Genomic DNA, 21,302 nt, shown 5'->3' on the forward strand with positions numbered 1-21,302 from the left:
CGCCGGCCGTTGCAGGGCGTGCGGATCAAGCCACGCCGCCGACTCCGCCTGATTCGCATACGTGCCCGAGCGCGCGGGTTAGCGCATCGGTGCGGACCGAGTCGTAACGGGTCAGCGATTTCCAGTTCGAGATGCTTCGTGCGACACGCGTCGGGCAGTCCGGCGCCGTGCGCATCGCCTGCACGCGAGCGAGCCCCGCGATCAGTTGAGGTGTCAGCCGGTCGAGTTGCGGCCGGATCACCGACGACAGATCGGGCGGCGGTCCCGCTGGCGGCTGCGACGCGCGCCACGTTTCGAACAATGCCGTCTGAACCGCGCTGTTCGCTTCGATCTGGTCGGCAAAGAACGTATGCGCGAACGACGGATCGACGCCCGCGCTGATCGCGCGCTTCTGCACATCGGCAAGCAGCGCCTGCTCTCTGACAGAATCGGTGATCGACCGGCGGTTGACCCACTTCCAGTGCGCAACCGGTTCCGCGAGCGCGAGCCGTTGCGAGACCAGTGCGACCAGGTTCGTCAGTGCGGTGTCGTCGCCGTCGGCCTCGGCTGGCGCCGTCTGGAGTGCGGCCAGAAGCGCGGCACAGCACAGCGCGCCGGCGCGAAGAAGAGCTTTCATTGGAGCGGAGAGGGGCATTCAGGGAGAGAACGAAAGGCGAAGGATACCGCGTGTCGGTCGCTTCGTTTCTTCGTTTGAATTACTGCCAGACGTGCGCATCGGCTCGCGACAGCCAATCAGTGAGGCAACCGTACCGTGCCGCAAGCCACAACCGCGTTCAGGCGGGCTGCACGCAACAACACGGCGGTGCGCATCCCGCACGCCGTCCCCGTATTTACAACCCCGTTACTTCTGTTCGTGCGCCTTGCGTTGTTCGTCCAGAAACGCGCGGACGTGCGCCGGCAGTTCGTCGCCGAGAAACTCGACGGCCACCGGTTCCTTATCCGGGCTGAACACCTGGTCCGGGGTCGGAATCCTTGGTGGTTTGGCGTCCATGATCTTTCTCCTAAGTGAGTCGATTATCCGACTCCGTTATCCCGTAGCGCCAGTGCCCGTGACGGTAACGGTGCTTTTCAGCGCCGGCTGTTGCTTCGACCGCACATCGTCATATAGACGTTGCCGGTCGCGCATATAATCGGCTGGTTGCGTAGTGGGCCGCGCAATGCCCGGCGAATCGCCGGCGCGCGTCGCGGTGAAGGCAAATTTCATTCCGCACCGCCGCATTCTTTCCCGATCAATGCCTGCTGGGTATCGTGTGCATGCCGATACCGCGTCGACCGTCACTCCATTTCCGCTTAACGGGCATTCCCGCGTCTGCGTTGACGAAGCGATGCGGCGCAATGTCATGCGCGCGTCGCCATTGCAGCGACGCTTTTATTTCACGGGTTAATTAGTTGCGCTGCGAGGCGTGGGATAGCGAAAGAGAAAAGCCCAGCCACGAAGGCTGGGCTCGACATTCGGGCTGCGTCGCCTCATCGGCGATAACGCACTTCTGCGCGTATCCGCTGTAATGGTTACAACCCGAAGAGTCTCGCCGCGTTGTCGAAAAAGAGCCGTTCGAGCAGCGAGTCCCGAAAGCCCGCCGCTGCGAAGTCGTCGATGCTCTGCGTGATCGGCCGGAACGGATACGACGAGCCGAACAGCAACTGGTCGCCGAGAAAACCGTTGGCCGCCTCGACATACGCGGCGCTGCCCGCGACGAACAGATACATGTCCGGCACCAGGTACACGTTCGGATAACGGAACGCGAGCCCCAGCGCCTGCTGCACGTTCGGCCAGAAGCCGTGATAGCAGATGATCGGAAGCCGCGGAAACGCGCGCGCCACCGCAGCCACCGGCGCGGGATCGTTGAAGCGCGGATCGGGTGTCGTCGGTCCGGTCATCAGACAGACCGGCACGCCAAGCTCATTGCATCGTTCATAGATCGGCCAACAGGCCGGATCGTCCGCGAAGCGCGCGGGTTTCCCGAAGCCCGGTTCGAGATCAATGCCGGCAAGCCCGAGCGTATTCACCGCGCGTTCGACTTCGGCCAGCGCCTGCTGCTCGCCCAGCAGCACGGGATCCACCGCGCCGATGCCGATCAGCTCGTCGTGCCCGATCACGATCCGGTGAATCAGATCGTTCGGCAGATGCTGATCCGGCGTATGCCGGCCGACTACCACCGCGCGATGCAGGCCCGCCGCGCGGACCGCGTCGAGAAACCCCTGCGGCGTGCGCGACGCCGCGTAATGCTCGTCGTCGCCGCGCGTGCCGACGCGCCGGTTCAGCCAGCGCGCCGTTTCGTTCTCGACGCTGCCCGGCGTCGCCCCGAAGAAGTCATGCAGATAAGCCGGGCGGCAGCGCATGTCGATGACTTTCACGCCGGCTCCGTCTCGCGCGCGCGTTCGTCCGGCGACTGGATCGAGCCTCCGTCGAACGCGCCGCCGGTCTGCGCGCGATTGCCCGACGTCACCGGCCGCTTGCCCGGCAGCAGCGGGAACACGAGTTCGGCGAAGCGGATCGACTCTTCGAGGTGCGGATAACCAGACAGCACGAAGCTGTCCGCGCCGGCGTCCACGTATTCCTGCAATCGCGCGGCCACCGTCTGCGGATCGCCGACCAGCGCCGTTCCCGCGCCGCCGCGCACGAGCCCGATCCCGGCCCACAGGTTCGGGCTGATTTCGAGCTTGTCGCGCCGGCCGCCATGCAGTTCGGCCATCCGCCGCTGACCGATCGAGTCCATTTGCGCGTAGTGCTCCTGTGCGCGGCGGATATCGTCGTCGTCCAGTTTGCTGATCAGCCGGTCCGCCGCTGCCCACGCTTCGTCGGCCGTCTCGCGGACGATCACGTGCAGCCGCACGCCGAGTTTGAGCTTGCGGCCGCGCTGCTGCGCGCGCCGCTGCACGTCCGCGAACTTTTCGGCGACGGCGGCCGGCGGCTCGCCCCACGTCAGATACGCATCGACGTGTTCCGCCGCGAGTTCGTGCGCGGCCGGCGACGAGCCGCCGAAGTACAGCGGCGGATGCGGCCGCTGCACCGGCGCGAAGTAGTTGCGCGCGTGCTGCACGTGGACGTGGTCGCCGTCGAAGTCCACGGTCTTGCCGGCGAGCAGGTCGCGCCACACGCTGAGGAATTCGCCGGCCGCCGCATAACGTTCGTCGTGGTCGAGAAAGATGCCGTCGGCTGCGAGTTCCGCCGCGTCGCCGCCCGGCACGACGTTCAGCAGCAGCCGGCCGTTCAGCGCCTGGTCGAGCGTCGCCGCCTGGCGCGCGCTGACCGTCGGGCCGCTCAGCGCCGTGCGCAGCGCGACGAGCAGCTTGATGCGCTTCGTCACCGGCACGAGGCTCGCGGCGGTGACCCACGGGTCGAGGCAACTGCTGCCGGTGGGAATCAGCAGGCCGTCGTAGCCGAGTTCTTCCGCGGTGATCGCGATCTGCCGCATGTAGGCGTTGGTCGGCGCGCGGCCGGAATCGGACTTGCCGAGATAACGCGTGTCGCCCGACGTCGGCAGAAACCAGAAGATATCGAGGCTCATCAATGCTCCATAAAACGTGAACGGAAGGCGGGGGCCGGGCGGGCGGATCGCGCGAGGGGTGTGTCGTCGGCGCGGTCCGGGGCGGCCGGGTATCGGGCCTGGGCCTGGGCTTGGGCTTCGATTGGAGCAGCGTCGCCGGGCCCGCCCAACCATCGAATCGGAAATTGCTTGGATGCGTTTGCGGATTAGTCCGCCGGCATTGGCTTGCGCGGAAATCGGGGGTGTCGGGTTCGTTGACGTGTATCAATTGCGATCGGTGTCGCCGATACGTGGGCCTCGCGCCTGCATCCCGGTTCGTTGCCAACGCGCGATTAGTTTGGTCGCAACGCCAAAGACGCGGCCCGGCGACTAATGGAAAACGCCAATGACATTCCGTGCCGCTCGGTGGAAACCCTGAAACCCGCGGCACCGATAGTTGTTCTGACGAGTCGTGAGAAAGCCTCAGCGCAAATCAAAAGAAATGACTCGGCTTGAATGGAGTTTGCGCAGTAATCCGGTTTGCATTGCGGACGGAAGAAAACGACCCTGCCCGTGCGCACCGGTCGGGCAGGATTTTTTCCACCGTGGATTTCGCGCGCGCATCGAAAGAAAGATTTTTTGCGCGAACGCGCGCCGCTACCATAGCCGGAATATTGACGGAAGGCTTGCACGCACGCGCACGCAAAGGCACGATCTGCGGCCTGACCATCGACCTACCTCTTCGATACAAGTCTTGACCCGGGTGACGGAGCGACGCGCATGAGCAGCCTCATAGAAGAACTATTGCGGGGTTACGCCGATCTGCGGCGCTATCTGGCGCGGGAGTTGAACGCGGACGATGCCGCCGACATCGCACAGTCGTCGTTCGAGCAGGCGCTGACCTACACCCGGCAGCACGACGTGCAGTCGCCGGCCGGCCTCGTGTTCAGCATCTCGCGGAACCTGCAGATCGACGCCGCGCGTCGCCGGCGGAGCCTGCCGCAGCTATCGGTCGAAGACGCCGGCATCGAAGTCGATCAGATCGGCGCGTCGGACGTGACGCCGGAGCGCGAGTACGCGGGCCGCCAGCGGCTGGAGCGGCTGATCCAGGCGATCGACGGGCTCGCGCCGCGCTGCCGCGAGGCGTTCGTGCTGTGCAAGTTCCACGGCCTGTCGTACGAGGAGGCGGCCGAGGAAATGGGCATCAGCGCGACGGTCGTGAAGAAGTATCTGGTCCAGGCGCTGAAGGATTGTCGCAGTGTGCTGCTGTAACATGTGGGGTCCGAGCGCCGCTCGTTTTCCGGTTGCATGAGATGCCGCTGACCCAGGCAGAAATGGATGAAGCCGACGACCTTTTCGTATCGCTCGCATTCGGCAGCGGTCACGAAAAGGCGCAGGCCCGTTCTGCGCTGGAACAGTGGGCCGGGCAGGACCCGGCCCGGCTGCAGTATCTCGCGACCCACGAAGCGGTCGATCGCGAGGTCGATTCGCACTCGGCCGACCTGCGCAGGCAGTACGTGCGTCACGTCGAGGCCGTGGCGCAGCCGTCGGGGACGATGGCCGGACGGCGCGCGGCGACCTGGGGTGCATCCGCCGTCGTGCTTGGCGCGCTCGTCACCGCGGCGTGGGTCGTCAATCCGGTGCTGTCGTCGCAATCCTTTTCGTCCGCGATCGGCGAGCAGGCCGACGTCGAACTCGATGACGGCAGCCGGGTGCTGCTGAACACCGATACCGCCGGCGTGTTCGAGAACCGGTTGCGGTCTCGCGAAGTGCGGCTGCAACACGGCGAGGCGCTGTTCTCGGTCGTGCATGGGCGGCTGCGGCCGTTCGCGGTGCTGGCCGGCGACGCGAGCGTGCGCGACATCGGCACGCGTTTCTCGGTGCGCACCGTACCGGCCGGCGTGGTCGTCGCGGTGCTCGAAGGACGCGTCGAGCTTGCGCTCGCCGGCGCCGCCGCGCCGGTCACGCTGGACGCGAACCAGGCGGCCAGGACCGACGGCACGCAGATCGTCGCGATACCCGGCAGCCAGCCGGTCGAGGCGCTCGTCAGCTGGAAGGACCGGCGGCTGCAGTTCGACGGCACGCCGCTCGCGGACGTCGTCCGCGAACTGCAGCGCTACCGGAAAACGACGATCGTGCTCGCGGATGCGAACGCCGCGGCATATCGCGTGACCGGCGGCTTTTCGAGCGTCGATCCCGATCTGCTGCTGAAGACGCTGCCGGGCGTCGTCCCCGTCACGGTCCGGTTCCAGCAGGACGGCACGGCCGTCATCGCGTCCCGCCGCTAGGCGATTCGTTTTTCTCACCCTGCCGGGCAACCCGCCGTCAGGGTGCCGCCGTCCCCGCTCTCCCGCCGATATAAAGATTCGATGGCGTCGGCCTATCCGATAAGAATATTTTCGCCGTAGCCCCTGGTCCGATTGCCGCCGCCGTTCGCCTTTATCTACCGAGCGAGCCGATGTGCAATGAATGCATCGGCGTGACGAAAACACAACGACAGAGGCAGGGGAGCGATGCGGCAGCCTGAAAGAACCACGGCGGAATGGATCCGCGCCTGTTCATTGGTAGTAATCCTAATAACGTCGAGCGTGCCGGCTTTCGCGCAGTCCGCGATCGAGCTGCCGGCGCAGCCGCTCGCCAATGCGCTGTCGCAACTGGCGCGCAATGCGGGCGTCAACATCCTCGCGCCCGACAGCCTGGTCGCCGGCCGCGATGCGTCGGCGCTGTCCGGGCGGATGACGGTGCGCGACGCGCTCGAACGGCTGCTGCGCGGCACCGGCCTGCAGGTCGAGCAGCGCGACGACAAGACCTATGTGATCGTCGCGCCGCAATCGTCCGCGCCGAAGAAGCCGGCGCCCAAAGCGGACGCCGTGCTGCCGACGATCACCGTGAGCGGCAGCGCGTTCGCGGAGGAGCGCGGGTTCGTCGCCAGCTCGACGACCACAGCGACGCGCACCGACACGCCGATCGCGCTGACCGCGCAGTCGATCCAGGTGGTCACGCAGGATCAATTGCGCAGCCAGCAGACGCAGTCGGTCACGGACGCGCTCAACATGGTGAGCGGCGTCACCGCGAAGAACTCCGGCAGCGGCTCGCCGTCCGTGCAGGTTCGCGGGTTCAACGCGCCGACGATGGTCAACGGCTCGCGCGACACCGGCTCCAGCAACTCGCTGAACACGCCGATGGCCGGCATCGACCGGATCGAGGTGCTGAAGGGCGCCGATTCGATCCTGTCCGGGCAGATGAATCCCGGCGGCGTCGTGAACGTGACGCTGAAGGAGCCGACCGCCGAGCCCGTGCGCGAACTGACCGTGCAGACCGGCTCGTATGGCCAGATGCTCGGCGCGATCGATCTCGGCGGACCGCTGACGCAGGACCGCAGCCTCACGTACCGCTTCGTGCTGTCCGGCGAGCGGACCAGCAGCAGCTTCGGCGACTACGGCGGCAGCAAGAACCTGTACGTCGCGCCGTCGATCGGCTGGAAGTCGGGCGGCACCGAGGTCGTCGTCGGCTACCGGCATCAGGTGCAGGACCAGCCAGCGGTGCCGGTCACGATGCTCGACATGAACGGCCCGACGTCGCTGACGGGGCGGCCCACGCCGCTCGCGAATACGCTGCTCCAGTCGGATGCGCTGTCGGTCAGGTTCACGCAGAAGCTGGGGACGCTCTTCCAGTTCGAGAGCAAGTCGCAGTATCAGTCGTCGAGCCAGAAGGTCGATCACTTCTTCGCGCCGATCGGCAGCATGGGGGATTCGCTGCTCTATGCGGTGAGCGCCGGCGAGCAACGCTCGTTCGGTTTCGACACCGACAATCACATGCAGGCGAAATTCTCGATCGGGCCGGTGAAGCAGACGCTGCTGGCGGGTTTCGACTACAGCGAATACTGGACGGACTCGAACCAGTTCAGCAGCATCGCGTTCGCGCCGTTCCCGACGCCCGTCCTGCCGATCGACGTCGACGGCCGGCAATACACCGATTACCTGAAGCAGTACGCGACCAACGCCTATTTGCAGGATCAACTGACGTGGGGGCGGCTGCACGTGCTCGCCAGCATCGCGCGCGGCACCGCGTGGGGGACGAACGTCGCGTCCGTTTCCGCCTGGTCGCCGAACTTCGGCGTGCTGTACGAGCTGACCGACAACGTGTCCATCTATGCGAACGCGCTGCGCAGCTTCACGCCGCAGATCGGCCAGCAACTGCTGGGCGGCGGCACGCCGCCGCCGACGATGGGACGCTCCGTCGAAGCCGGCTTCAAGTTCAACTTTCTCGACGACCGCCTGAACATGACCGTCGCCGCGTTTCGCAGCGCCGTGTCGAACCAGTTGATCTCGATCCCCGGCTCGACGTTCTACACGCTCGGCGGCGGCCAGGTGACGCGCGGCATCGAGGCGAGCGTGACCGGGCGCGTGATGCCGGGGCTGAACGTCGCCGTGAACTACACCTATAGCGCGGAGCAGCAGACGTCGGACGGCACGAGCCTCACGCCGCGCCACAGCGGCAGCCTGTGGGCCACGTATGACCTGCAAGGCGAGCAATGGCACGGCTGGGGGGCGGGCGTCGGCCTCCAGGCGCGCAGCCGTTACCAGATCGGCGGCTTCGGTTACCCGATCCCCGGCCAGATGCAGACCGACATGACGCTTTACTACAAGGCGAAGCAATGGTCGGCCACGCTCGGCGTGAAGAACCTGTTCGACCGCGTGCTGTACCAGAGCCAGGCGTTCGGCGCATACGTCGGATTGCAGACGGAGCGGGTGTTCTACCTGACCGGCCGCTACAACTTCTAGGAATCGCCGATGGACGTCTCGTTACCCGCGCTTCATGCCCGCGCTTCCGGCCCGCTCCGCACGGACCGGTGGGCCCGAGCGGTCGCCGTCACCGCCGCCGTGCTGCTTCACGTCGGCGCGTTGGTGGCCTGCCTGAACGTGTACACGCGGATCGGCCAGCGCAGCGCCGCCGCGCCGGGTTCCGGCCTGCGCGTGACGCTGGTGGCGGCGACGCCCGCACCGCCCGCGCCCGTGACGCCGCCCGCCCCGCAGCCCGTGAAGCGGACCCCGCCGCCGCGCCGCGCGCCGGTGCTCGCGACGCGCAGCCCGAGTCCCCGCACGGTGGCCGCGCCCGCGCCGGAACCCGAGGTCGCGCCGCCGTCGCCGGTTCCGGTCGCGGCTACGCCGCCGCAGCCGTCGGCTCCCGCGCAGCCGGCCGCCGCCGCGCCGCAGCCGCCGTCGCTCGCGCTGCCGGGCGCGGACAGCATCAAGGACGTCGGCCGCGTGTCGTGCGACATCCCGAGGCCGGTTTATCCGCCGCGCGCCAGGCGCCTCGGTCACGAAGGCAGCGTCGTGCTGCGCGTGACGATCGATCCGGCCGGCCGGATCACGCAGGCCGACGTGAGCCGCGGCAGCGGCTTCGACGAACTCGACGCCGCCGCGCAGCGCGCGATCGTCGCCGGCCGCTGCGAACCTTACGTGGACAACGGCGCCGCAATCGCCGTCCACGCGCTGCAACAGCTCGACTTCCGTCTGGATGACTGAGCTTCTTCTTGATGATCGAGGAAATGCCATGAATGTCGGTATCTGGGAAATGTGGGACCGCGGCGATGTGATCTCCCACGGGATCGCGGTGGTGCTGATCGTGATGTCGATCGCGTCGTGGGCCGTGCTGCTCTACAAGGTCGCGCAACTGCTGCGGATGAAGGCGCAGGGCGCGCTCGTCGCGCGGCGCTTCTGGAAGGCGGAATCGCTGGAGGACGGCGCGGCGCAGCTCGGCAAGCCGAGCGAGGGCAATCCGTACCAGCGGCTCGTCGAGGCCGCGCGCGAGGCGCGCAAGCGTCACGACGATGCGTCGCTGCAGGAGGCGCTGTCGCCGGACGAATGGCTCCAGCGATGCCTCGGCGTCGCATTCGAGGAGCAGGCGGGCCGGATGGCGACCGGGCTCGGCGTGCTTGCGTCGGTCGGCAGCACCGCGCCGTTCGTCGGCCTGTTCGGCACCGTGTGGGGCATCTATCACGCGCTGCTCGGCATCAGCGCGGCGGGGCAGTCGAGTCTCGCGCAGGTCGCGGGGCCGGTCGGCGAGGCGCTCGTGATGACCGCGCTCGGCCTGTTCGTCGCGATTCCGGCCGTGCTCGGCTACAACGCGGTGTCGCGCGGCAACCGCAGCGTGCTGCATCGGCTCGCGCGCTTTCGTCACGAACTGCACGCGTATCTGATCAGCGGCGAGCGGCGCCGGGCCGACGCGAAGCGCCGGCCCACGCATCACGAACTCGTCGCGGCCGGGGAGTGCTGACATGGCCTTCTCGACCGACCGCGACGACGACGTGATGAGCGACATCAACATGACGCCGCTGATCGACGTGATGCTGGTCCTGCTGATCGTTTTCATGGTGACGCTGCCGGTGCTCACCCATGCGGTGAAGCTCGATCTGCCGGGCGCGAGCAGCCAGCCGAACGACACGCGGCCCGCGCACGTGACGGTGAACATCGACGCGTCCGGCGCGCTTCGCTGGGACGACCAGCCGGTGGCGCGCGACGACGTGGACGCGCGGCTCTCGGAGGCCGCCGCGCGGCAGCCGCAGCCCGAGATCCAGCTCTATGCCGATCGCGCGGTGCGCTACGACGCCGTTGCCGATCTGCTGTCCGCCGCGCAGCGCGCGGGCCTCACGAAGATCGATTTCGTTACGCAACCCAAAACACAATGATTCAGGAGTGAACGCATGACGATTGCAGACACGACCCAGGCGACTTTCGCGGCCGACGTCGACAGCGACGTGCCGGTGCTGGTGGATTTCTGGGCGCCGTGGTGCGGGCCGTGCAAGGCGCTGACACCGCATATCGAGCAACTGGCCGCCGACTACGACGGACGGCTGAAGGTGCTGAAGCTGAACATCGACGATGCGCCCGACGGCTGGGCGCACTTCGGCGTGCGCGGCGTGCCGACGCTCGCGTTTTATGCGAACGGCAAGGAGCACGGCCGCCTGACCGGGCCGTCGACGACGCGGCTGCGCGTGATGGTCGAGAAGTGGTTCGGCGATCTGGGGCTGGACGTGCCGGTTGCGTTGGGCGCGGCCGGTGGCGACGCGGCGGTTCGCGAACCGGCCCGCGCAAACGCGCAGCCCGCGGAGGCAAGTCGCTCGACATGGCGCAGTTTCGGCGGCGACGCAGCCGCGAAAGCCGCGTGCCTTGAGCGTCTGCGCGACGGAGCGCCGAACGGCTATCACCCGTCGGCGCTGATGGCGGGCGAAGGCCACGCGTTCGAAGCGGCGGTCGGCGCGCCGGAGAAGCTGGGGCAACTGCTCGACATGCTGTACTGGATTCAGTCCGGCCGCGATCCGCTCGCGACGGACAGCACGAAGCAGCAGGTGCTCGAACTCGTCGACGCGATGCCGGTCGGCGCGGATCTCGGCCCGGTCGCCGACGACGTGCTGTATGAACTGGGGTTCGCGTCGCGCTGGGAGATCACGCAGTATTTCGCGAACCCGCAGAGTCGCGCGCTGGTCGATCAGATCGCGGCTGCGCACCGGCTCGCGCATTCCGGCGAGGCCGTCGCGGTCTCCGAATGGGCGGCGCTGCAACGCCGCGCGGTGCTGCTCGTCGATCACGGTTGCGATGCGGACGTGAGCCAGGCAGTCGAGAGTTTCGCCGCGCCGATCGCCGAATGGACCGCGCGGATGCTGCCCGCGATCATCGACCGCGCGACGCACGACGAATCGCGATACCCGGAATGGACCGCGCCCGAGCGCAGCCGGATCGACGCGATCCAGGAGGCCGATCGCGACCGCATCCGCGCCGAACTGGGCGACTTCCACGGCGACGGGGACGAAGCGCGCAGCGCCTGGATGGCGAAAGCGGCGGAGCTTCATGCGCAGTTCGACCGGCAGCGCCGCGCCGAACAGCCGGAACTCTACGCGCGCTACGAAGGCTGGCTCGGATTCGAAAAACACACGCTGATGCAGATCTGCGCGGACGTCGCCGCGTCGCTGCGCGCGCGGCTGCTCGCCAGCGCGCCGTCCGTCCGATGACCGTCCACGGCTTTTGCCATTCCAACCGATTCCGCCGCATCGCCCCATGAACCTCATCGAACCCGTCATTCATCACCTTGCGATCGCGAAGGACGCGCTGCTGACGCCCTACGGCCTCGACGAAGCGGTGCTCACGCGCACGCTCGGCGAGATCTTCACGCATCGCGTGGACTACGCGGACCTGTACTTCCAGGCCACCCGCAGCGAGGCGTGGAGCCTCGAAGAAGGCATCGTGAAGTCCGGCAGCTTCAGCATCGACCAGGGCGTCGGCGTGCGCGCGGTGTCCGGCGAGCGCACCGCGTTCGCGTACTCCGACGACCTGTCGCCCGACGCGATCCGCCAGGCCGCGATCGCCACCCGCTCGATCGCCAAGGCCGGCGGCGGCAAACAGAAGATCAAGGTCGCGTCGTCGCTGAAAGGCGTTTCCGGGCGCGACCTGTACCTGAGCGCCGACCCGCTCGCGTCGCTCGACGCCACCGAAAAGGTGAAGCTGCTGGAGCGCATCGAGCAGATGGCGCGCGGGCGCGATCCGCGCGTCACGCAGGTGATGGCCGCGCTCGCCGGCGAATACGACGTGGTGCTGGTCGCGCGCAGCGACGGCGCGCTCGCCGCCGACGTGCGCCCGCTGGTGCGCGTGTCGGTGACGGTGATCGCCGAGCAGAACGGCCGGCGCGAGGTCGGCAACGGCGGCGGCGGCGGCCGCTTCGACTACGGTTATTTCACCGACGACGTGCTGTCGAAATACGTCGACGACGCGGTGCACGCGGCGCTGGTGAACCTCGACGCGCGGCCCGCGCCGGCCGGCGCGATGACCGTCGTGCTCGGGCCGGGCTGGCCGGGCGTGCTGCTGCACGAGGCGATCGGCCACGGGCTCGAAGGCGATTTCAACCGCAAGGGCTCGTCGGCGTTCGCCGGACAGATCGGCGAGCGGGTCGCGGCGAAAGGCGTGACGGTGGTCGACGACGGCACGCTGCCGAACCGCCGCGGCTCGCTGAACATCGACGACGAGGGCAACCCGACGCAGTGCACGACGCTGATCGAGGACGGCATCCTGAAGGGCTACATCCAGGACTCGCTGAACGCGCGGCTGATGAAGATGCCGGTGACGGGCAACGCGCGGCGCGAGTCGTACGCGGCGCTGCCGATGCCGCGGATGACGAACACCTACATGCTGAACGGCGACAGGGACCCGGCGGAAATCCTCGCGTCGGTGAAAAACGGCCTCTATGCGGTGAACTTCGGCGGCGGGCAGGTGGACATCACGAACGGCAAGTTCGTGTTCTCGGCGTCGGAGGCTTACATGATCGAGGACGGCAAGATCACGTACCCGGTGAAGGGCGCGACGCTGATCGGCAGCGGGCCGGAGTCGCTCAAGTACGTGAGCATGATCGGCAACGACATGCGGCTGGACCCCGGCGTTGGCGTATGCAGCAAGGAAGGCCAGGGCGTGCCGGTCGGCGTCGGCCAGCCGACGCTGCGCATCGACCGCATGACGGTCGGCGGCACGGCCTGAACAACGGACGGGAATCTCGCACATGCTGCCGACTGGAACGATCAAGAACCCTAAGGATTACAGCCTGAACTGGCGTTTCGTCAAACGCCTGATCGGACTGATCCGCCCCTACTGGACCCGCCCGGGCGCATGGCGCTCGTGGCTCGTGTTCGGCATCTGCATTTCATACACGCTGACGGAGGTCGCGCTCGGCGCGCAGGTGTCGCTGCTGACGCAACGGATGACCGACGCGCTGGTCGCCCGCCAGCAGGTGCCGTACTGGCATCTGTTCGTGCTCGTCACGCTGATCGGCATCGTGATCAACGGCGGCGTGCTCGGGCAGTGCTTCAGCTTCGTCTACGACTGGATGACGCTGCACTGGCGCGCGTGGCTCACGCGCCATCTGCTGCAGAACTATCTGCGGGCGCGCACCTATTACCGGATCGAGGAGGACGGCGACACCGACAACGTCGACCAGCGCATCCAGCAGGAAACCGGGCCGTTCTGCGAGACGCTGACGCTGATGCCGAACGTGCTGCTGTACACGCTGACGAGTTTCGGCGCGCAGGGATGGATCCTGCGGTCGATCTCGCCGACGCTCTTCTACGGCGTGGTCGCGTACGGCTTCCTGACCGCGCTGATCACCGCATGGCTGTATCGCCCGTATATCCGCCTGAACTTCGATTCGACCGTCGCGGAGGCCGACCTGCGCTTCGGCATCCTGCACGTGCGCAATCACGCGGAGACGGTCGCGCTGTATCGCGGCGAGCTGGCCGAGGCCGCGAGCGTGGACAACCGCCTCGTGCGGGTGGTTCGCATCGCGCTCGCGACGCTGCGCTACCGGCTGCTGATGAACGTCGCGCAGACCGGGCTCGGCGTCGTGTGGACGGTGATGCCGGTCGTCGTGCTGGTGCCGCTGTATTTCGCCGGCTCGATCAGCTTCGGCGTGATTACCCAGGGCACGGTGTCGGCCGCGATGCTGCTTGGCGGCATCCAGCGGCTCACGCAGTTCGTGCCGATGTTCGCGACGACCGTGCCGCACGTCGTGCGGCTCGCGCAGATCGCCGAGAAGTCGCAGGCGGTGCTGCGGCGCGCGGGCGACCAGACGGCCGCGATCCAGTTTCGCCGCGGCCCGGCGGTGCAGGCCGAGCGGCTCACGCTGCATACGCCGGGCCGCGAGCGCACGCTGCTGCGCGGCCTGAGCGTGCGGATCGACGCGGGCGAGCATCTGCTGGTGATGGGGCAGACCGGCGTCGGCAAGAGTTCGCTGCTGCGCGCGATGGCCGGCCTGTGGCGCACCGGCGAAGGGACGATCACGATGCCCGACGCCGACCAGGTGCTGTTCCTGCCGCAACGGCCGTACATGCTGCTCGGCAGCCTGCGCGAGCAGATCCTGTATCCGGCGACGCAGAGTTCGCTGAGCGATGCGCAGTTGCAGGCGCTGCTCGAACGCGTGCGGCTGCCGGATCTCGCCGCGCGGCACGGCGGATTCGACGCGGTGATCGACTGGTCGCGCGTGCTGTCGCTCGGCGAGCAGCAGCGCATCGGCTTCGCGCGCGCGCTGGCCGCGCGGCCGCGCTACGTGTTCCTCGACGAAGCGACCAGCGCCGTCGACGTCGCGACCGAGGCGCTGCTGTACCGCGAACTCGAAGCGAGCGGCGCGACGTTCGTCAGCATCGGCCACCGGATCTCGCTGCTCGCGTACCACGCGCAGGTGCTCGAACTGCATACGGAAGGCGTGTGGCGCGTGATGAGCGCGCGCGAGGCGCAGGAGGAAGCGGACCGGCTGAAAGACGAGGATCTGCTGTGATGGACGGCGGCTACATGGGCAATTCAACTTCGCGCTTCGGCGGCGAAGCGATTCGAACGCATCGGAAACAGGACAACGACATGAAGGCGGCTACGCCAGAAGCGGCGAGCGCGCTGGCTCGCGGACAGGACGAACTGAAGCAGCTCGCGACCGACGTGCTCGGTTACGCGAAACGGATCGGCGCGACCGGCGCCGTGGCGCACGTGACGGAAGGCGAGGGCCGTTCCGTTTCGGTCCGGCTCGGTGAAACGGAGACGATCGAGTTCAGTCGCGACAAGCGCATCGACGTGACCGTGCTGATCGGCAACCGCAGCGGCAAGGCCGGCACGTCCGACTTCTCGCGCGCCGCGCTGAAGGATACCGTCGCGGCCGCGTATCACATTGCGCGTTTCGCCGCCGACGATCCGGCAGGCGGGTTGACCGAAGAAGAGTGGTTCGAACGCGCGCCGCCCGATCTCGATCTGTACCACGCGTGGCCGCTGCCGGCTTCCGATGCGACCGCACTCGCGCGGCGCGCCGAAAGCGCCGCGTTTGCCGTCAGTCCGCTGATCTGCAATTCGGAAGGCGCGAGCGTGTCGAGCCGCGGCCAGCAGTTCGTGCTGGCCACGTCGAACGGCTTCATCGGCGGTTACGCATCGTCGCAGCACATGCTCGCGTGCGTGCCGATCGCGGGTAGTGACGGACTGATGCAGAAGGAGCCGTGGTACGTCTCGGCGCGCTGCCCGGCCGATCTCGCGACGCCGGAAGCGGTGGGCCGGTACGCGGCGCAGCGCGCGGTCGCGCGCATCGGCGCGAGACGGCTCGACACCTGCAAGGTGCCGGTGCTGTTCGACGCGCCGCTCGCGACGGGATTGCTCGGCTCGTTCGCGCAGGCCGCGAGCGGCGGCGCGCTGTACCGCAACGCGTCGTTTCTCGTCGGCGGCCTCGGCAAGCGCGTGTTCGCGCCGCACGTGCAGATCGTCGAGGACCCGCACATCCTGCGCGGGTTCGGCAGCGCGCCGTTCGACGACGAAGGCGTGCGCACGCGGCGGCGCGACGTGGTGCGCGACGGCGTGCTGTCCGGGTATTTCCTGTCCACCTATTCGGCGCGCAAGCTCGGCCTGTACACGACGGGCAACGCGGGCGGCGCGCATCACCTGACGCTGCGCAGCACGCATACGCACCCCGCCGACGATCTCGACATGATGCTGAGGCGGCTCGATACCGGCCTCTTCGTGACGGCGCTGATCGGGCAGGGCGTCAACACCGTGACCGGCAGTTATTCGCGCGGCGCGGCGGGGTACTGGGTCGAGCGCGGCGTGATCCAGTATCCGGTTCAGGAGATCACGATCGCCGGTTCGTTGCAGGACATGTTCGCGCGGATCGTCGCGGTCGGCGCGGATTCGTTCGTGCGTGGTGCGATGGAATCCGGGTCGGTGCTGATCGAGCAGATGACTGTCGCGGGGCAATAGGCGATGGGTCGCATGCGTGGTATCGATTGCGGGAGCGGCGGATCCTGCGAGTCGATGGGCGGGCCAAAGCGATGATGAAGGCGCGTCCCGGTCCGTTCACCGCGTTCGACGGCGACAGATGGCTTGCGTCGGGGACGCTCGTGATCGTCGTCCGCGCGGTGAGGCGGGCCATCGAGCGCGGGGCTTCCGACGATACGATCCTGGTCTTCGACGACAAGACCGGGTGGCTGATCGACACGGCGATCTGGATGCCGGGCGGGGAGGTCGATGACGCTTTCGTCCAGCCGGCCGAAGAGGGAACGCCGGTTGCCGGTGCGAGTGTCGAGCCGGAGCGGCTGGCGGTGCGCGAGCCCGCCGGCAAATCGCGCGGCCGGGGGCGTCCGAAGCTGGGCGTGGTGTCGCGCGAGATCACGCTGCTTCCGCGTCACTGGGAATGGCTCGCCGCGCAACCGGGCGGCGCGTCGCTGACGTTGCGCAATCTGGTCGATGGCGCGATGCAGGTTTCGGGTGCCGTTGAATCGTCGGATTGTGGGGCGAGGGGGGGTGGTGCCTGACGGTTTGTTCGAGTGAGCATCGACCCACCGGGCTCAGGCAGAACTAACTGCCACGTACAGTCACGACCGCGCTCGCGGTGCGCATGATCCATGCGACGTCGAGTTTTCCTTCCGGCTCGGCGGACTCCGTTGGCTTCCAGTTGACCGCGCAGTTTCAGCAAAGGCAGCAACGACGAAACCGGCACAACGCGCACGAACGCGCCGGCTGTTTCCCGTGCGATGCCATCGGCGCAGGCTCCATGCGCGAGTGCGCGCCAACACCAAAAGAACCCCGCGAAAAACAAAAAGCCCAGTCACGAGGACTGGGCTTTTCGTCTGATTCTTTTGGTGCCGGAAAGAGGAATCGAACCCCCGACCTTCGCATTACGAATGCGCTGCTCTACCGTCTGAGCTATTCCGGCATCAGAGAAACGAGATTATAAGGACCAACCCGCCAGCTTGGCAAGCCCCCGCCACAAACTTTTTACTGCTTCGCGTCGCGGTGGTAGCCGGTCACGCGTTCGACCTCGTTTTTCGAGCCGAGGAACACCGCGACCCGCTCGTGCAGGTTCGTCGGCTGGATTTCCATGATCCGCTGCGCGCCGTTCGTCGCTGCGCCGCCCGCCTGTTCGACGATGAACGCCATCGGGTTCGCCTCGTACATCAGGCGCAGCTTGCCCGGCTTGTCCGGCGTGCGGCGGTCGGCCGGGTACATGAAGATGCCGCCGCGGTTCAGGATCCGGTGCACGTCGGCGACCATCGACGCGATCCAGCGCATGTTGAAGTTGTCGCCGCGCGGACCGTCCTTGCCGGCGTTCAGCTCGCCGACGTAGCGTTGCACCGGCTCGTACCAGTGCCGCGCATTCGACGCGTTGATCGCGTATTCGCGCGTGTCCTCGGGAATGCGCATGTTGGTCTGCGTGAGCACCCACGAGCCCAGTTCGCGGTCGAGCGTGAAGCAGTTCACGCCGTTGCCGGTCGTCAGCACGAACACGGTCTGCGGGCCGTACACCGCATAACCGGCGGCGACCTGCTTCACGCCCGGTTGCAGGAACGACTGTTCGGTCGCCTGCTGGCCGTCCGGGCAGCGCAGCACCGAGAAGATCGTGCCGATCGACACGTTCACGTCGATGTTCGACGAGCCGTCGAGCGGATCGAACACGAGCAGGTACTCGCCGCGCGGGTAGTTCGCGGGGATCGGGAAAAACGTCTCCATTTCCTCGGATGCCATCGCGGCCAGGTTGCCGCCCCATTCGTTCGCGTCGAGCAGGATTTCGTTCGACAGGATGTCGAGGTTCTTCTGGACCTCGCCCTGCACGTTCTCGCTGCCGGCGGTGCCGAGCGCGTCGCCGAGCGCGCCCTTGCTGACGTTGTAGCTGATCGCCTTGCACGCGCGCGCGACGACTTCGATCAACAGGCGCAGATCGGCCGGCAGGTTCTGATGTTCGCGCTGCTGCTCGATCAGATACTTCGTGAGGGTGGTGCGACGTTGCAATGCCATTGCGGGACTCCGGATACGCAGGGGAATAGCGCAATTCTACCTGCTCGGTCCGGGTATTTTTGATGGCGGCCCACGCGGCCCGCCGCGCCGGCGGCCGGAAAAAAACCGGCACGCGCGTGCCGGCTTCGTTTCGCGACGGCGCGCGGACGTGGCCCGCGCGTCAACCGCGCCGTCAGGCGAGCGCCTTTTCGACGATCTCCCGCACGTCGCGCGACTTCACGCCCGCAGCGACCTGCTTCAGCGCCGCATGCATCTGCTCGCGCAGCTTCGGCGTGAAACGCCGCCACAGTTCGAGCATCCGCGCGAGGCGCGCGGCGACCTGCGGGTTCAGCGCGTCGAGCGCCAGCACCTGCTCGGCCCAGAACGCATAACCGGACCCGTCCGCCGCATGGAACTGGGCGGGATTCGCGCCGCAGAAGCTGAACACCAGCGAGCGCGCGCGGTTCGGGTTCTTCAGGTTGAACGCGGGATGGGCCATCAGCGCGCGCACGGTGTCGATCACCGGCCGGCCCGCGCCGCCGCGCTGCGTCGCCTGCAATGCGAACCACTTGTCGATCACGAGCGGCTCCTTTTCGAAGCGTTCGTAGAAGTCCTGCAACGGACGCTGCACGAAGTCGCCGCCGGTGGACGCGGCCGCGCCGAGCAGCGCGGACAGCGCGGCCGAACGGTCGGTCATGTTGTTCGCCGCGTCGTATTGCGCGGTCGCGAGCCGCACCGCGTCGGCGGGATCGTCGAGTTCCGCGAGGTACGACAGCGCGAGGTTCTTCAGCGCGCGATGGCCGGCCGCGACCGGCGTCGCTTCGTATTCGCCCGGCGTCACGTGGCGCTCGTACACCGCGAGCCAGTCCGCCTTCAGCGCGTGCGCGAGACGGCGGCGCACGAACTGGCGCGCCGCGTGCACGGCGGCCGGGTCCGACTCGGCCATCTGCTCGGCGAGGTAGGTTTCCGACGGCAGCATCAGCGCGAGTTCGCGGAACGACGGCGACAGCGTCTCGTCGGTCAGCACGCGGCGGAACGCATCGACGACCGCGTCGTCGAGTTCGAGCGGCCGGCCTTCGGCGGCGCGCGTCGCGAGCGTGAGCAGTTCGCGCGTCGCGAGGCGCTGGCCCGCTTCCCAGCGGTTGAACGGATCGCTGTCGTGCGCGAGCAGGAACGCGAGTTCGTCGTTGCTGTAGTCGTACTCGACGATCACCGGCGCGGAGAAGTTGCGCAGCAGCGACGGCAGCGGCTTCACCGGCACGTCGACGAACGTGAACGTCTGCAATGCGCCGGTCACTTCGAGCACGCGCGTCGTGCCGTGCGCGTCGGCCTCGCCTTCGAGCCGCAGCGGCAGGTCCGCGCCGTCCGGGCCGATCAGCCCGATCGCAAACGGAATCAGCAGCGGTCCTTTCTGCGTTTCGCGCGCGGCCGGCGACGCGTCGCCGTAACCCTGCGCGACGGTCACCACGTAGCGGCGCTGCGCTTCGTCGTAGCTCGTCGTCACCGACACGCGCGGCGTGCCCGCCTGGCTGTACCAGCGTTCGAACTGCGCGAGGTCGCGGCCGTTCGCGTCCGCGAGCGCGTGGCGGAAGTCGTCGCAGGTCACCGCCTGGCCGTCGTGCCGCGCAAAATACAGGTCCATCCCCTTGCGGAAACCGTCGCGGCCGAACAGCGTCTGATACATCCTCACGACTTCCGAACCTTTTTCGTAGACGGTCATCGTGTAGAAGTTGTTGATCTCGACGTAGCTCTCCGGGCGCACCGGATGCGCCATCGGGCCGGCGTCCTCGGCGAACTGCATCTGGCGCAGCACGCGCACGTCCTCGATGCGTTTCGTCGCGCGCGCGGCTTCGTCCTGGTCGCCGCCGGACATGTCGGCGGAAAACTCCTGGTCGCGGAACACCGTGAGCCCTTCCTTCAGGCTCAACTGGAACCAGTCGCGGCAGGTCACGCGGTTGCCGGTCCAGTTGTGGAAGTACTCGTGGCCGACCACCGCCTCGATGTTCGCGAAGTCGGTGTCGGTCGCGGTCTCGGGATTCGCGAGCACGTACTTCGTGTTGAAGATGTTGAGCCCCTTGTTCTCCATCGCGCCCATGTTGAAGTCGCTGACCGCGACGATCATGAAGCGGTCGAGATCGAGTTCGAGGCCGAAGCGTTTTTCGTCCCAATGGATCGCGTGGATCAGCGAGTCCATCGCGTGGCGCGTCTTGTCGAGATCGTGCGGCTCGACCCACACCTGCAACAGTTTTTCGCGGCCCGAGCCGGTCGTGATCCGCTCTTCGAGCGCGACGAGCTTGCCCGCGACGAGCGCGAACAGATAACTCGGCTTGCGGAACGGGTCTTCCCAGCGAGCGAAGTGACGGCCGTCCGGCAGGTCGCCTGTGTCGACGAGGTTGCCGTTCGACAGCAGCACCGGATACGCGGCCTTGTCCGCGCGCAGCGTGACGGTGTAGGTCGCCATCACGTCCGGGCGGTCGAGGAACCACGTGATGCGGCGAAAGCCTTCCGCCTCGCATTGCGTGAAGAAGTTGCCGCTCGACACGTACAGCCCCGACAGCGTCGTGTTCGCGGCCGGATTGCACGCGCCGGTCAAGGTCAGCTCGAACGCGTCGGGCACGTTCTCGACGGTGAGGCCATGTTCGTGCGCGCGCACGTTCGCGAGCGGCTGGCCGTCGAGCGACGCGCCGACGAATTCGAGCTGCTCGCCCATCAGTTCGAGATGCGATGCATGCGCGGCGGCCGGATTGCGGCGCACGCGCAGCGTGCTCTTCACGATCGTGCGTTCGGGGGCGAGGTCGAATTCGAGCGCGACGGTGTCGATCAGGAAGGCGGGGGGCGCGTAGTCGGCGCGGCGGATCACGTTGGGCGTGGCGAGGTCGGACATGATGTGGAAGGGAAACCCGGAAACGCAACGATGCAGGGAACCGCACCCGGGTAGAAATGCCGCGCGGATGCGGAGGAGAGGACCATTGTACAAAGGCTTTCGGTGGCTGTGCGAAGCGTCGCCGGATGGCGCTGCGCAGGTGGGAGGCAGCCGCGCGCGAGCCGTCGCGCGCAC

At 67.4% G+C, this 21,302-nt stretch carries 18 protein-coding genes and 1 tRNA gene; 11 read left to right on the forward strand and 8 right to left on the reverse strand.

Features of this window, described 5'->3' with window-relative positions:
- Positions 1 to 25 precede the first annotated feature (25 nt).
- The 5 genes from BLV92_RS05515 to BLV92_RS31395 all read right to left on the reverse strand — a co-directional run bounded on the left by BLV92_RS05515 (position 26) and on the right by BLV92_RS31395 (position 4,197).
- Positions 26 to 616 (reverse strand): chorismate mutase, encoded by a 591-nt coding sequence (locus tag BLV92_RS05515; protein ID WP_090542968.1) that lies wholly within the window; start codon positions 614 to 616, stop codon positions 26 to 28.
- A gap of 225 nt (positions 617 to 841) precedes the next feature.
- Entirely contained in the window at positions 842 to 991 is a 150-nt protein-coding gene (locus BLV92_RS31990; RefSeq protein WP_166676750.1) for a hypothetical protein, read from the reverse strand.
- 518 nt (positions 992 to 1,509) lie between these two features.
- On the reverse strand, positions 1,510 to 2,355 hold the full coding sequence (locus BLV92_RS05520) for an amidohydrolase family protein (protein WP_090542970.1): 846 nt from the start codon (positions 2,353 to 2,355) through the stop codon (positions 1,510 to 1,512).
- Positions 2,352 to 3,509: an FMNH2-dependent alkanesulfonate monooxygenase gene (ssuD, locus tag BLV92_RS05525; RefSeq protein ID WP_090542972.1), complete on the reverse strand. Its 1,158-nt coding sequence runs from the start codon at positions 3,507 to 3,509 to the stop codon at positions 2,352 to 2,354. The genes BLV92_RS05520 and ssuD overlap by 4 nt, the downstream gene beginning before the upstream one ends.
- A gap of 451 nt (positions 3,510 to 3,960) precedes the next feature.
- Positions 3,961 to 4,197 carry a hypothetical protein gene (locus tag BLV92_RS31395; RefSeq protein ID WP_134047043.1) on the reverse strand — a complete coding sequence of 79 codons (237 nt, stop codon included), beginning with the start codon at positions 4,195 to 4,197 and terminating at the stop codon, positions 3,961 to 3,963.
- A 50-nt stretch (positions 4,198 to 4,247) separates the two neighbouring features.
- Between BLV92_RS31395 and BLV92_RS05530 the strand changes: the two genes are divergently transcribed.
- The 11 genes from BLV92_RS05530 (at position 4,248) to BLV92_RS05580 (ending at position 16,785) form a co-directional block, all read left to right on the forward strand.
- On the forward strand, positions 4,248 to 4,739 hold the full coding sequence (locus tag BLV92_RS05530; protein WP_090542974.1) for an RNA polymerase sigma factor: 492 nt from the start codon (positions 4,248 to 4,250) through the stop codon (positions 4,737 to 4,739).
- Positions 4,740 to 4,801: 62 nt separating this feature from the next.
- A complete protein-coding gene (locus BLV92_RS05535; protein WP_167626998.1) occupies positions 4,802 to 5,755 on the forward strand; it encodes a FecR family protein in 954 nt (317 codons plus the stop codon).
- Positions 5,756 to 6,055: 300 nt separating this feature from the next.
- Positions 6,056 to 8,251, forward strand: coding sequence for a TonB-dependent siderophore receptor (locus tag BLV92_RS05540; RefSeq protein WP_167626999.1), 2,196 nt, complete (start codon positions 6,056 to 6,058; stop codon positions 8,249 to 8,251).
- A gap of 99 nt (positions 8,252 to 8,350) precedes the next feature.
- Positions 8,351 to 8,995 carry an energy transducer TonB gene (locus tag BLV92_RS05545; protein WP_090542979.1) on the forward strand — a complete coding sequence of 215 codons (645 nt, stop codon included), beginning with the start codon at positions 8,351 to 8,353 and terminating at the stop codon, positions 8,993 to 8,995.
- A 28-nt stretch (positions 8,996 to 9,023) separates the two neighbouring features.
- Complete coding sequence (locus BLV92_RS05550) at positions 9,024 to 9,746, forward strand: MotA/TolQ/ExbB proton channel family protein (protein WP_090542981.1); 723 nt, start codon at positions 9,024 to 9,026, stop codon at positions 9,744 to 9,746.
- Position 9,747: 1 nt separating this feature from the next.
- Positions 9,748 to 10,158 (forward strand): ExbD/TolR family protein, encoded by a 411-nt coding sequence (locus BLV92_RS05555; RefSeq protein ID WP_090542983.1) that lies wholly within the window; start codon positions 9,748 to 9,750, stop codon positions 10,156 to 10,158.
- Positions 10,159 to 10,173: 15 nt separating this feature from the next.
- The gene (locus BLV92_RS05560) at positions 10,174 to 11,478 is read left to right on the forward strand and encodes a thioredoxin family protein (protein WP_090542985.1); all 1,305 of its coding nucleotides are present in this window, start codon (positions 10,174 to 10,176) and stop codon (positions 11,476 to 11,478) included.
- A gap of 46 nt (positions 11,479 to 11,524) precedes the next feature.
- Complete coding sequence (gene tldD, locus BLV92_RS05565) at positions 11,525 to 12,991, forward strand: metalloprotease TldD (protein ID WP_090542988.1); 1,467 nt, start codon at positions 11,525 to 11,527, stop codon at positions 12,989 to 12,991.
- Positions 12,992 to 13,013: 22 nt separating this feature from the next.
- Complete coding sequence (locus tag BLV92_RS05570; protein WP_090542990.1) at positions 13,014 to 14,780, forward strand: ABC transporter ATP-binding protein/permease; 1,767 nt, start codon at positions 13,014 to 13,016, stop codon at positions 14,778 to 14,780.
- 80 nt (positions 14,781 to 14,860) lie between these two features.
- Positions 14,861 to 16,231 carry a metalloprotease PmbA gene (gene pmbA, locus BLV92_RS05575; RefSeq protein WP_090546848.1) on the forward strand — a complete coding sequence of 457 codons (1,371 nt, stop codon included), beginning with the start codon at positions 14,861 to 14,863 and terminating at the stop codon, positions 16,229 to 16,231.
- 71 nt (positions 16,232 to 16,302) lie between these two features.
- Positions 16,303 to 16,785, forward strand: coding sequence for a DUF2239 family protein (locus BLV92_RS05580; RefSeq protein ID WP_090542992.1), 483 nt, complete (start codon positions 16,303 to 16,305; stop codon positions 16,783 to 16,785).
- A gap of 325 nt (positions 16,786 to 17,110) precedes the next feature.
- On the opposite strand, the gene BLV92_RS05585 is transcribed toward BLV92_RS05580, so the two are convergent.
- The 3 genes from BLV92_RS05585 to pepN form a co-directional block, all read right to left on the reverse strand.
- Positions 17,111 to 17,186, reverse strand: a tRNA-Thr gene (locus tag BLV92_RS05585).
- Positions 17,187 to 17,248: 62 nt separating this feature from the next.
- On the reverse strand, positions 17,249 to 18,265 hold the full coding sequence (locus tag BLV92_RS05590; protein ID WP_090542993.1) for a class 1 fructose-bisphosphatase: 1,017 nt from the start codon (positions 18,263 to 18,265) through the stop codon (positions 17,249 to 17,251).
- 172 nt (positions 18,266 to 18,437) lie between these two features.
- On the reverse strand, positions 18,438 to 21,128 hold the full coding sequence (gene pepN / locus BLV92_RS05595) for an aminopeptidase N (RefSeq protein ID WP_090542995.1): 2,691 nt from the start codon (positions 21,126 to 21,128) through the stop codon (positions 18,438 to 18,440).
- Between the last annotated feature and the right edge of the window lie 174 nt (positions 21,129 to 21,302).

The sequence above is a fragment of the Paraburkholderia caballeronis genome (assembly GCF_900104845.1).
Lineage (GTDB): Bacteria > Pseudomonadota > Gammaproteobacteria > Burkholderiales > Burkholderiaceae > Paraburkholderia > Paraburkholderia caballeronis.

Excerpts from the sequence above, each read along its gene's own strand:
- BLV92_RS05515 (WP_090542968.1), bottom strand. The coding sequence starts at position 616 with ATGAAAGCTCTTCTTCGCGCCGGCGCGCTGTGCTGTGCCGCGCTTCTG.
- pepN (WP_090542995.1), bottom strand. The coding sequence starts at position 21,128 with ATGTCCGACCTCGCCACGCCCAACGTGATCCGCCGCGCCGACTACGCG.
- BLV92_RS05570 (WP_090542990.1), top strand. The coding sequence starts at position 13,014 with ATGCTGCCGACTGGAACGATCAAGAACCCTAAGGATTACAGCCTGAAC.
- BLV92_RS31990 (WP_166676750.1), bottom strand. The coding sequence starts at position 991 with ATGGACGCCAAACCACCAAGGATTCCGACCCCGGACCAGGTGTTCAGC.
- BLV92_RS05530 (WP_090542974.1), top strand. The coding sequence starts at position 4,248 with ATGAGCAGCCTCATAGAAGAACTATTGCGGGGTTACGCCGATCTGCGG.
- BLV92_RS31395 (WP_134047043.1), bottom strand. The coding sequence starts at position 4,197 with ATGGTCAGGCCGCAGATCGTGCCTTTGCGTGCGCGTGCGTGCAAGCCT.
- pmbA (WP_090546848.1), top strand. The coding sequence starts at position 14,861 with ATGAAGGCGGCTACGCCAGAAGCGGCGAGCGCGCTGGCTCGCGGACAG.
- BLV92_RS05560 (WP_090542985.1), top strand. The coding sequence starts at position 10,174 with ATGACGATTGCAGACACGACCCAGGCGACTTTCGCGGCCGACGTCGAC.
- BLV92_RS05550 (WP_090542981.1), top strand. The coding sequence starts at position 9,024 with ATGAATGTCGGTATCTGGGAAATGTGGGACCGCGGCGATGTGATCTCC.
- BLV92_RS05590 (WP_090542993.1), bottom strand. The coding sequence starts at position 18,265 with ATGGCATTGCAACGTCGCACCACCCTCACGAAGTATCTGATCGAGCAG.
- BLV92_RS05535 (WP_167626998.1), top strand. The coding sequence starts at position 4,802 with ATGGATGAAGCCGACGACCTTTTCGTATCGCTCGCATTCGGCAGCGGT.
- BLV92_RS05555 (WP_090542983.1), top strand. The coding sequence starts at position 9,748 with ATGGCCTTCTCGACCGACCGCGACGACGACGTGATGAGCGACATCAAC.
- BLV92_RS05580 (WP_090542992.1), top strand. The coding sequence starts at position 16,303 with ATGATGAAGGCGCGTCCCGGTCCGTTCACCGCGTTCGACGGCGACAGA.
- ssuD (WP_090542972.1), bottom strand. The coding sequence starts at position 3,509 with ATGAGCCTCGATATCTTCTGGTTTCTGCCGACGTCGGGCGACACGCGT.
- tldD (WP_090542988.1), top strand. The coding sequence starts at position 11,525 with ATGAACCTCATCGAACCCGTCATTCATCACCTTGCGATCGCGAAGGAC.